This is a genomic window from Pseudomonas sp. LBUM1664, assembly GCF_059695895.1.
This window is the reverse complement of the sequence record NZ_CP166791.1, coordinates 2,367,496-2,378,861: the sequence shown is the minus strand read 5'-3', so window position 1 is coordinate 2,378,861 and position 11,366 is coordinate 2,367,496. Positions and strand designations below refer to the sequence as shown.

Below are 11,366 nucleotides of genomic sequence, written 5' to 3'. Positions count from 1 at the left end.
GCAGCCACCAGCCAGAGGACAATGCTGGCGCAGGGAGCGTCACGGACATCGCGGTGCCCTGGACGGACACCAGGGCTCAACTGAACTGCTGGCGATACTGCACCGGGGTCAGGCCGAGCTTTTCACTGAACAGAAAACGCATGTGCCGCACACTGCCGAACCCACTGCGAAATGCCACGGTCTTGAGGGGCAAGTCCGTGGTTTCCAGCAACTGACGGGCCCGGTCGATGCGCGCGCCTTGCAGGAATTCCATGGGCGTCATTTTCACTTCACGGGCGAATACCCGGGCGAAATGCCGCGAGCTCATGGCGGCCAGTGCTGCCATGCGTTCGATGGTGAAGGGTTCCTCCAGATGCTCCATCACATGATTCTGCACCCGGGTGATGGCCGACTCCTGCGTCGCCACCGCCGCCACCAGAGGGCTGAACTGCGCTTGCCCACCCTGGCGTTTCATCACCACCAGCAACACCTTGGCCACATCCAGCGCCACTTTGCGCCCGTGGTCTTGCGCGACGATCGACAGTGCCAGGTCGATACCGGCGGTGACGCCGCCGGAGGTGATCAGGCGCCGGTCCTGCAGGAAAATCTTGTCGGTTTCTACCAATGCCTTGGGAAAACGCCGGATCAGGCGTTCGGTGTAATGCCAGTGAGTGGTGACGCGGTAACCGTCGAGCAACCCAGCCTCACCCAGCACAAAAGCCCCGGTGCAAATAGAGCCGTAGCGCGTGGCCCGTTGCGCCGCGGCCCGCAGCCAGGTGTGCAGCCCCGGATGCGGGTCGTTATAGGCCCCCGGCCCGCCCGGCACCAGCAACACGTCATAGGCGGCCCAGGCCTGGTCAATGTGAATATCGGTCTGTACCACCACACCGTTGGACGCCCGCAAGGGCCCGCGCTCGGAGCCCAGGGTCAGTATCTGATAACGGTGATCCGGCTCAAGATAACGATTGGCGATGGAAAACACTTCAAGCGGCCCGGCCATGTCGAGCAGCAAAAAATCCGGAAACAGCACCATTGCGACGGTTTTCATCGGGAATACGCCAAAAAATCCAGGGAAGCACAGCAGAGCCTAACGACCGCCAGATGAACCTTGTGGGAGCGAGCAGGCTCGCTCCCACAGGGTTTGTATCGTTTATCAGGCCAGGTCCCAACATTATGGCCAAGCGAAGCGTCTGCTGACGAGAGCCGTCTATTGTCCACTCAAAACGGACAGTATTTCGTTTTCCATCTACTTATTGAACAATCCGATAACCATTAACCTTCTTCTGAACCCGGCGAACGGCCAGAGCCACCGCCCACAGAAATCAGGAGAACTACCATGCTGACTCTTCGCAAAGCTTCGGACCGCGGCATCGCCCGCCACGGCTGGCTGACTTCGTTCCACACGTTTTCCTTCGCCAGCTACCGTAACGTCAACGAACAAGGCTTCTCCGACCTGCTGGTCATCAATGACGACCGGGTCGCCGCCGCCAAAGGTTTCGGCCAGCACCCTCACCGCGACATGGAGATTTTTTCCTATGTGCTCGAGGGCGCCCTGGAGCATAAGGACACCCTGGGGACGGGCTCGGTCATCCGTCCGGGCGACGTGCAACTGATGAGCGCCGGCAGCGGCGTGGCCCACAGCGAGTTCAATCACAGCGCAGACGAGCGGGTGCACTTCCTGCAAATCTGGATCGTGCCCAACGTCAGTGGCGCCACGCCACGCTATCAACAGGAGCACTTCAGCAGCGAACAGAAACGCGGACGCCTGCAATTGATCATTTCCCCGGACGGCGCCGATGGCTCGCTCCACGTGCGCCAGGACGCACGGGTCTACGCCGGGCTGTTCGATGGGACAGAAAGCGCCACCCTGACCCTGGCAGCTGATCGCTACGCCTATGTGCATGTGGCCCGAGGCAACGTCGAACTTAATGGTGTTCCATTACAGGAAGGTGATGGCGTGCGGGTGCGTGCGGAGCAGCTGCTGACATTGGGCAACGGCCAGGATGCCGAAGTCTTGGTGTTTGATCTGCGGCCGCAGGAATTGCCGCAAATGCCATGAGTTTAGAATCCGCTGCCCATAAAAAACCGGTGCCTTTACAGGCACCGGTTTTTCCGTTCCAAGCGCTGCGACTCACTCTATTTGCGCGTAAACGTCGCACGATAGCTACCGGGCGGAACACCGAAAAAATCCCGAAAGCGACGCTGAAAGTGCGGGGAGCTGACGAAGCCCGTAGCCACCGCAATTTCTGTCACTGACCGATTGGTTTGCTGGATGAGTTGGCGAGCGCGTGTCAGGCGCAGTTCCAGGTAGTAACGCGTTGGGGTCGCGCCGAGAAAGCTGCAAAACCGCCGCTCCAACTGACGCTTGGAAATCTTGACGCACACCGCCAGCTCATCAATGGTCAAGGGCTCCTCTACGTTTTGCCACATCAGTTCCAAAGCCAGCTTGAGACTTTCCGGCAACGTCGGGTCCGTCTCGATGAAGACCGCAGGCAAGTCCGTCGCATCATCGCCAGACTCATCACACCGAAGAATTTCCTCGATTGCGCTCACCAGCGCCTGCCCTCCCGTCTGGCGGATCAACTGGAGCATCATGCGCAGCGAACTGTTCGCACCGGCGCAACTGACCCGCTGCCGGTCAACGACATAGGCACGGCCGCAAACCTTCACGTGAGGAAACATCTCCGCCATCGTGGCGCGACTCTCCGGGTGAACAGCGCATTCAAATCCATCAAGCAGGTTGGCATCGGCCACAAAAAAAACGCCGTTCCAGAGCCCACCCAATATCGCCCCGGACGCCGCATTGGCGCGCAACTTGCGGCGCAGCAACGCAGAGCTTTGCAACTTCACGCGAAAGCCCCCGGCGACGATCAGAACGTCTTGATTATCCGGCAGCTGCGCCAACTCGGTGTCGGTAGAAATGACAATCCCCAGATCACTCGTCACCTGGCACCCCGACGCCCCTACCGTCAGCACCTCGTAGAGGGGCATGTCGCTCATCAGGTTGGCGGTCACCAACGCGTCCACCGCACCGGTAAAGGACATCATCGAGAAATTGTCCATCAATACAAACGCGACGCGAATCGGAACCTGGCTGGCAGGTGACGACCCGAGCGGCCGATAAGCCATGTTCTTGTTTTTAAGTACGCTTTCGAATGCGCTGGGCATAGGGCCTCGTTGATACATGAAGGCGATCGGGACTTGTTTCACGCTCGCGCCTTGAGCAACAGCTCAAGGCGTATCGAGCCGCTGGCACCATCTTCCAGATTAGCGACGCTGACGGCAATCACCTCGCTACACCGGGCGCCGACCGCTCTAAAGTGCGTACATTTTCAGCCGATAGGTTGGGAGTAAGCATGGGCGCTATCCCCCTTTTCAGCACTTGCGACCCTCACCGCTACTGTTTGCGCCATACCAACACTTATAAACACCTGCGGGAGAAGACATGAATATCAAACAGAAGCTGACCTGGGCGTTCGCGGCCATCGCCTGCCTCCCGGTTATCCTGGTGGCGGTGCTTGTCGTGTTGAACCTGCGCGACGCCGCAAAAGCCAACTTCCTGGACAGCAGCGGCCGTGAAATCCGCCAGATCGATAACGGGATGAAGCAGTTTTTCGACGGTATCAGCCAGAACGTCGAATTCTTCGCCAAAGACCCGCGAATCGTCTCGAGCAAGGATTTGAAAAACTACGCCGGTGCCGACGCTGCACAAATTCCTCTCCCTGAGAACAACAAACAGCTTTTGGAGATCTTCGACAGATTCGCCAAGAGCCATCCGACCACCGCCTATCTTTCCCTGGGGCTGGCCGATGGTGGTTATGCCAGTTGGCCCGACGACCCCAAAATTTCCAATTACGACCCGCGCGTGCGCCCTTGGTACAAGGCCGCCATCGCCGCACCCGGCACCACCGTGCGCACAGACGCCTATTACTGGGCGCCGGACGATGTGTCGCTGATCGGCATCGTACACACCGTCGCCGACGCCACCGGCAAGCTGGTTGGCGTTGTCGGCCTGGACGTGTCGCTCAAGCAACTGACCGAACTGGTCAAAAACATCAAGTTGGGTGACAGCGGCTACCTGATGCTGATCGAAGCCAGCGGCAACGTTCTGGTTGATCCCAGCGATGCCAAGCACAACTTCAAGCCCCTGGCTGACCTGGGTCCCAACTACGCCGCACTTGCCAAGAGCAGCGATGGCGTGACCCAGATCGAGATTGATGGCGTGTCTTACATGGCCAACGTGGTCAGTTCCAAAGGCTTGGGCTGGCGCTTCATTGGCCTGATCAAACGCGACGAAGTGATGGCCCAGGCCTCAAGCCTGACTTGGTTGATAGCCGCCATTGCTGCCGCGCTGGCGGTGGTCTTCGCCATCGTCGGTGCCAGTTTCGCCAGCATGATCGTGCGACCGATTCGCGGCGTTGCAAACGGCCTGCAGGAAATCGCCGAAGGTGAAGGCGACCTCACCCGCCAACTCACTGTGCAGGGCAAGGACGAAACCGCCACCCTGGCGAGCTGGTTCAACCAGTTCCTGGGCATGATCGCGCAACTGGTGCAACGCATCGGCAGCGCGTCTTCGGACCTGCAAAGCGCGGCGGCCGACACCAGTGAAGTAGCCCAGAACATGAACGAAGCCGCAGGGCGCCAGCGCCAGGCGGTGGAATTGGTCAGCACCGCGTTCAACGAGATGGTCGCCACCGCCAACGAAGTGGCGCGTTCCTGCAGCCAGGCCGCCTCCAGTGCGGACGCGGGTTACCGTGATGTGAACGATGGGCAGCATCACATCGGCGAAGCCACCGGCAGCGTGCTGAAACTGAGCGAGGACCTGCAACAGTCGACCCAGACCATGCAGGCGCTTGAACAGGACAGCAAGAACATCAACACCATCCTCGACACCATTCGCTCGATCGCCGAACAGACCAACCTGTTGGCCCTCAACGCTGCCATCGAAGCAGCACGCGCAGGTGATCAGGGCCGCGGGTTTGCCGTGGTCGCCGACGAAGTTCGCGCCCTGGCACGGCGCACCGCCGATTCCACCGGTGAGATCGACAGCCTGCTCGGCAACCTCGCGCGGCGCACCCAGGAAGTGACCCAACAAATGCAGGGCAGCCTGCAAGTGTCACAAACCAGCGTTGAACGCATCCAGCAGGCTCGCGACAGTTTCGAAAAGATCCGCACCTCGGTGGACTCGATTCGCGACCAGAACACTCAGATCGCCACGGCGGCAGAGGAACAACACCAGGTGGCCGAAGACATCAACCGGCACATCGCGCAGATCCATGCCGATGCGCAGTTGGTCGAGGAGTTTGCCCACTCGGCGCAGACCGGATCGGGGCGTTTGACGGATATTTCCGGGCAGCTCAAGGGCTTGGTTGGGCGCTTCAAGTTCTAACCTGTCGTTAGCTCAGAGCCAAGGACGGCTCGATGTAATCGAATCCCCCCGCGATACAACACGCCATGTAAAGCACTGGCCCGCTCAAGAAAGCTCCCCTCTCCGCCGTTCAGGCAGCACCGGGAGATTAACCCCATCGCCGTCCCGCATGATGGCACTCCCAGTCAACTCTGGCCGCTGCGCTCAAGCATCACGTACATCCAGGCACTAAAGTCCAAGTGCCAGGGGAAAATACCCCGCTCACAATACCAATAATAGAGCCACTTCGATGAGTCTGACTAAATCCTTGCCAGCGTGCCTGGCACTCAGCTTCGCCTCATTTGCCGCCCATGCAGCAGATGGCCCACCACCACCTTCGGTAAGTCAGCCCAGCGGTATCAACCTGGGTGGCACCAGCTTTTATGACGGTTTCGCCGGACCACCCGGGCTGACGCATCAGACCTATCTGAAGTTCAGCACCGCTAGCAGCATCAGGACCAACGGAGGCAAGAACAGCGGCTCCTTTGATGATCCAAAGATCAACGTCATCACGATGATCAACCAACTGAGCTATTACTCACCCGACACCATCGGAGGGGGGGCGCACTTGGGCTGGAGTTTGTTGGTGCCTGTCGTGTCCCTGGACGGTGACTTTGGTGACAACGGTGCCAAGCTCAAGGATAACGCCACCGGCCTCGGTGATGTCACCGTTGGGCCGCAGATCCAGTTCGATCCGATCGTCGACGCCACCGGCAGGCCGGTTTTTGTGCAGCGTGTGGCCTTCGATACCATCCTTCCGACGGGCAAGTACGACAAACATAAAGACCTGAACCCAGGCTCCAATTACTTCTCCCTGAACCCCTACTGGGCAGCGACCTGGATGCCTGCGCCTCGTTGGGAGGTGAGCTGGCGGTTGAACTACCTGTACAACTTCAAGAACGACGATCCGGCGAGCAGTTCGGCGCAATATTTCGAAGGGCAATCGGTACGCGACACCCAGTCAGGGCAGTCGGCGTGGAGCAACTTCACCGTCTCGTATGAGGTATACCCAAAGGTCTCGGTCGGCATCAACGGCTACTACTTCAGGCAAATCTCGGATGACAAGGTCAACGGAAACACAATGACCGACTCCCGGGAAAAGGTATTGGGCTTTGGCCCGGGCCTGTTCTGGAAAATCACCGAAGACAAAGCCTTTTGGCTGAACACCTATAAAGAGACCGGCGTCGAAAACCGCTCCCGAGCGGATTACCAAGTGCAGGTTCGCTACGTTCACAAGTTCTGACTGATGTGTGCGCCCGCTCCTGCATGAGGGGCGGGCCCTTTACCCGAGGTGATGCTCCATGAACGCGCTCGACTCCATCGACAGCAAAAAATCATTGGGCGCTATCTGCCTGATGATGGTGATTTCCCTAGGGACGCTGCAAATCCAGCCTATTCTGGGTGGCGCGTTTATCGACCAACTCGGTTTACCGCTCAACGCCATAGGCGCCATTTTCGCAGCAGAACTTATTGCGATGGCCATCGCTTGCGGCGTTTGCGCCATGTTCATGGTGACCGTCGACCGGCGCCGCTTCGCCCTGGTTGCCTTGCTGATCCTGGCACTGGGCAATCTGGCCAGCACGCAACTCCACAGCCAGACCGGCTTACTCATTTGCAGAATGATCTGCGGTGCAAGCGGCGGCGCCGTTATGGCGGTCGTTTACGCCACAGCAGCGCTGCGCACCTCTAAAGATGCAACGTTCGCGGTCATCAATATCGGCAACCTACTTTGGGGCATGTTGCTGGTGACCTCCATGCCCATGATCCTGAAGTTATTCGGCGTCAACGGTGCATTTTCCCTATTGGCTATCACCAGCGTGCTCGCGGTGTTGGGTTGCTGGCGGGTGCCTAAGCACTACCCCGAAGCACATCGCTCGGCCAACATCGCGACTCCGCCCTTTGGTCTCACGTCCATCTTGTTGATCATGCTGTTTGCGCTGCTGTTTTTCGGACATTCCGCCCTGTGGGTTTACCAAGAGCGCATTGGCAAGAGCATTGGCCTGGAGCCGCAGCAGATTGGTGGCATTCTTGGCGGCAGCATCCTGGCCGGGGCCCTGGGAGCGGGGCTCGCCGGGCTGATCGGACGTCGCCTGGGTCTATTGTTCCCGCAACTGTTGAGCTTCGGCACAGCGTTGCTGGCGACCTTGGTCATGGTTTATGGCGACAGTACCGTTGCGTTTGCCGCCACGGCTTGCCTGATCCATATGGTGTGGTTTTTCAGCCTGCCTTACCTGCTTTCCATGGCAGCCGAACTGGATCCTTCCGGTCGACTGGCCGGCCTGGGCAACGCTGCAATTTTTGTCGGCCAAGGGCTTGGCCCGTTTGGTGCGGCACTTGTCGTCGGTGAGGGACATTTCCGAGCGGTCGGATGGCTGGCCGCCTCAGCCTATTTGATCGCCTTGGTTATCTCTTGCCTGGTCGTTGCACGCTTTCGTCGAGGCGTGAAGCCTTCCGGACCGGCAATGTCCCCTCAATCGGCCTGAGCTTGCACCCTGAACATCAACGAATCGCACATTAATGAGATTGCCTGATGAGTACTCCATTTCCCAAAACACCTGAATTTTCCGGTGCTCTTTATACGCCCAGCCGTGTAGAAGCAGAGGTGTTCGACCTCGAGATTGAAGGTGACCTTCCCGCTGCGATCCGCGGGGCCTTTTATCAGGTCTCGCCAGACCCGCAGTACCCTCCGATGTTGGGCACCGATATGTTTTTCAACGGTGACGGCGTGGTCAGCGGCTTCTACTTTGCCGACGGCAAGGTCTCGATGCGACGTCGTTATGTGAAGACGGATCGTTTAATGGCTCAACGCCGCGAAGGTCGCTCGCTCAACGGCGTCTATCGAAACATCTACACCAATGACCCGCTCGCGGCGAAGAACAACACCACCGCCAATACGACCGTCATCCCACACAACGGCGTCCTCCTTGCGCTCAAAGAAGATGCCATGCCCTGGGCGATGGATCTCGAAACACTGGAGACCCTCGGCGAATACACGTTTGACGGGCAGATCAAATCAGCGACGTTCACCGCACATCCCAAGCTCGATCCGGTATCAGGGAACCTCTTGGCAAACAGTTATGAAGCCAAAGGGGACGGCACGCCAGACCTGGCGTATTTTGAAATTTCGCCTGACGGAAAGTTGCTGCATGAGATCTGGTTCCAGGCACCTTATGCGGCCATGGTCCATGATTTTGCGGTGACCGAACGGTATGTCGTATTCCCGCTGATTCCATTGACGGTTGACCTCGACCGCATGAAAAACGGGGGACCGCATTTCGAATGGCAACCCGATCTTCCTCAGCTTTTCGCGGTCGTGCCACGCTATGGACGCGCGGAGGATGTTCGCTGGTTCAAGGGCCCCAAGGAAGGTTTCCAGGGCCATACGCTCAATGCGTTCGATGAAGACGGCAAGATTTACATCGACATGCCGGTCACTGGCGGGAACATCTTCTACTTCTTCCCCCAGGCGGACGGCTATGTCCCGCCACCTGAAACGCTGTCTTCAAGCCTGATGCGCTGGACCTTTGACCTGAACAGCTCGCAGGACGACATTCAACCGCAGCCACTGACTGACTACCGCTGCGAGTTTCCAAGGTGCGATGACCGCTACATCGGCCGAAAGTACGAGCACGGCTTCCTGCTCGCCTTTGATCCACAGCGCCCCTACAACCCTGCGAATGGACCGATGCCGTTTCAGTTCTTCAACCTGCTGGCTCACATCAATCTGAAAACAAACACCACCGACGCCTGGTTTCCCGGTGACAGCGGATGCTTCCAGGAGCCTATTTTCATTCCGCGCTCTCCAGAGGCAGAGGAAGGAGACGGCTACGTCGTTGCCCTGCTCAATCTCATCGCACAAGCCCGTAGCGAACTCGTAGTGCTGGACTCTCGCGACATGGCAAGCGGCCCCATTGCACGCATAAAAATGCCGTTCCGGATGCGCATGTCGCTGCATGGATGCTGGGTACCGAGTTGAGCTGACGCATGCTGTGTAGCCGTTGTCGAACACAGGCTTGGGCAACGGCTACAGCTTCCACCAGGGCTTAACTGAAGGGTTATTGGCCCACCTCCCCTTTTCTACTGCGCACAACACCGTTGCCATCCGTACACCACGGATGGCACGCGTTGCTGTACCTCCTCCCTTTTACCCCCCAATGGTTCACAAAAAACCAAAACAGACAAATATTCCATATTCTAGGATTTATGTATAAATCCTACTTTACAGGATTTGTTTGCAAGACTAGATTAATCCTCATTGACCCCGTGCCCATGCACCCCCTTTCTACCAAGGAGACTCCATGAAATTCGCGAGCTTTGTTGTTCAAGGTCGTAGCACCTTCGGCGTTGTCGAGGGCGATCAGGTGATTGACCTGGAATCGGTCAAGCCAACCTTCGGCACCGATCTCAAGCAAGCCATCGCCAATAACCGCCTGGGCGAGCTGACCAGCGCCGTCCTGGCGGGTCTGCCACGTATTCCTCTGGCTGAAGTGACTTTCCTGCCCGTTATTCCGAACCCGGGCAAAGTGCTGTGCATTGGCATCAACTACGCCACTCATGTGCGCGAAACCGGTCGTGATATGCCGACCTACCCAATGATCTTTACTCGCTTCGCCGACAGCCAGACCGCCCACCTGCAACCCATCGTTCGCCCAAAAGCCTCGCACAAGCTCGATTTTGAGGGTGAGCTGGCGGTGGTGATCGGTAAAGCGGCGCGTCACGTCAAGCAAGCCGACGCACTGGACTATGTAGCCGGTTATGCCTGCTACAACGATGGCAGTGTCCGCGACTGGCAGAAGCACACCATTCAGTTCGTACCCGGCAAGAACTTCCCGAACACCGGCGGTTTCGGCCCTTGGTTGGTGACCAGCGATGAAATCGGCGATCCACAGAACCTGGAGCTGACCACCCGCCTCAATGGCGAAGTGATGCAGCACACCAGCACCAGCGACATGATTTTCGATGTGCGCAAGCTGATCGAATACTGCTCCACCTTCACCGAACTGGCCCCAGGCGACGTGATTGTCAGCGGTACCACCGGTGGCGTCGGCGCGTTCCGTGAGCCGCCGGTGTGGATGAAGCCAGGTGATGAAGTCGAGATCGAGATCTCTCGAATCGGCATCCTGCGCAACAGCATCGCTGACGAGCAGTAAACCATGGTCAAACTACAGCCCTTGGAGCGACTGCCAGAACAGGAGGCCGACACCAAAGGCTCGAGCCTGGAGCGCATGCTGCGGGTACTCGACCTGTTCACCGAAGAGAGCCCGATCTGGGCTGTGGACGACATGGGCGGCGCATTGGGTTTTACCCGTTCGACGATCTACCGCTACGTGCGCGAGCTGGCCGAGGCTAACTTGTTGTTCCAGGTCGAGGCCGGCCGTTACGCGCTGGGCGCCCGGATCATTACCTGGGATCGTCAGCTGCGCTTAAGCGATCCCCTCGTGCGCTCCGCACAAGCGCTGGAGCCGAGTTTTCCACGGTGGAGCGAGCAACAGGTCTGGCTGATCTGCCGGCTGTTCAAGGACCAGGTCGTCTGCATACATCAGCACGGCAAATTGTTCAGTGAGGTCAGCTACTCCCGCGGCTCACCCAGACCCTTGTTCCTGGGAGCGACGTCCAAGGCCATCCTCGCCAACATGACCTCGCGCCAACACAGTCAGCTATTTCTGGACAACCCCGAGGAGTTGCGCGTCAGCCACCTTGGCCAAACCTGGGAGCAGTTTCGCCGTTCGCTGCAGCAATTACGTCGCCAGGGATATGTGGCCAGCGCAGGAGAGGTTGACGATGGCGTCTATGGCCTCGCTGCACCGATCTTCGACGCAGATGGCAAGGTCGTCGGCAGCATCAGCTGTATTCGCCCCATTCAAGAACGTGACAGTGCTCAGGAAGAAGGACAAGGACAGCAGATCCTCGCCCTGGCACAGAACCTGTCGCAGCACATGGCTGCGCTCGCCCACAGCCCCAAGCAACTGGACTGAGCCAC

The 11,366-nt window shown here is 58.5% G+C and carries 9 protein-coding genes and 1 pseudogene; 8 read left to right on the top strand and 2 right to left on the bottom strand.

The features are described from left to right. Positions 1–76 precede the first annotated feature (76 nt). Positions 77–1,027: a GlxA family transcriptional regulator gene (locus ACA047_RS11200; RefSeq protein ID WP_497359246.1), complete on the bottom strand. Its 951-nt coding sequence runs from the start codon at positions 1,025–1,027 to the stop codon at positions 77–79. Positions 1,028–1,315: 288 nt separating this feature from the next. Between ACA047_RS11200 and ACA047_RS11195 the strand changes: the two genes are divergently transcribed. After that, a complete protein-coding gene (locus ACA047_RS11195) occupies positions 1,316–2,038 on the top strand; it encodes a pirin family protein (protein WP_497359245.1) in 723 nt (240 codons plus the stop codon). Positions 2,039–2,115: 77 nt separating this feature from the next. Here the strand turns inward: ACA047_RS11195 and ACA047_RS11190 are convergent, their stop codons facing one another. Further along, positions 2,116–3,147, bottom strand: coding sequence for a GlxA family transcriptional regulator (locus ACA047_RS11190; RefSeq protein ID WP_497359244.1), 1,032 nt, complete (start codon positions 3,145–3,147; stop codon positions 2,116–2,118). A gap of 277 nt (positions 3,148–3,424) precedes the next feature. Between ACA047_RS11190 and ACA047_RS11185 the strand changes: the two are divergent. The 7 genes and pseudogenes from ACA047_RS11185 to ACA047_RS11155 form a co-directional block, all read left to right on the top strand. After that, positions 3,425–4,507 (top strand): annotated as a pseudogene (locus tag ACA047_RS11185) (HAMP domain-containing protein); the annotation flags it as partial. Between the two features lie 6 nt (positions 4,508–4,513). Then, positions 4,514–5,368, top strand: coding sequence for a methyl-accepting chemotaxis protein (locus tag ACA047_RS11180; RefSeq protein ID WP_497360305.1), 855 nt, complete (start codon positions 4,514–4,516; stop codon positions 5,366–5,368). 268 nt (positions 5,369–5,636) lie between these two features. Next, on the top strand, positions 5,637–6,629 hold the full coding sequence (locus ACA047_RS11175; protein ID WP_497359243.1) for a SphA family protein: 993 nt from the start codon (positions 5,637–5,639) through the stop codon (positions 6,627–6,629). Between the two features lie 58 nt (positions 6,630–6,687). Further along, positions 6,688–7,869: an MFS transporter gene (locus ACA047_RS11170; RefSeq protein ID WP_497359242.1), complete on the top strand. Its 1,182-nt coding sequence runs from the start codon at positions 6,688–6,690 to the stop codon at positions 7,867–7,869. A 47-nt stretch (positions 7,870–7,916) separates the two neighbouring features. After that, positions 7,917–9,362: a carotenoid oxygenase family protein gene (locus tag ACA047_RS11165; RefSeq protein ID WP_497359241.1), complete on the top strand. Its 1,446-nt coding sequence runs from the start codon at positions 7,917–7,919 to the stop codon at positions 9,360–9,362. A 322-nt stretch (positions 9,363–9,684) separates the two neighbouring features. Then, positions 9,685–10,536 carry a fumarylacetoacetate hydrolase family protein gene (locus ACA047_RS11160; protein WP_497359240.1) on the top strand — a complete coding sequence of 284 codons (852 nt, stop codon included), beginning with the start codon at positions 9,685–9,687 and terminating at the stop codon, positions 10,534–10,536. 3 nt (positions 10,537–10,539) lie between these two features. Further along, positions 10,540–11,361, top strand: a complete 822-nt coding sequence (locus ACA047_RS11155; RefSeq protein ID WP_497359239.1) for an IclR family transcriptional regulator — start codon at positions 10,540–10,542, stop codon at positions 11,359–11,361. Positions 11,362–11,366: the final 5 nt, after the last annotated feature.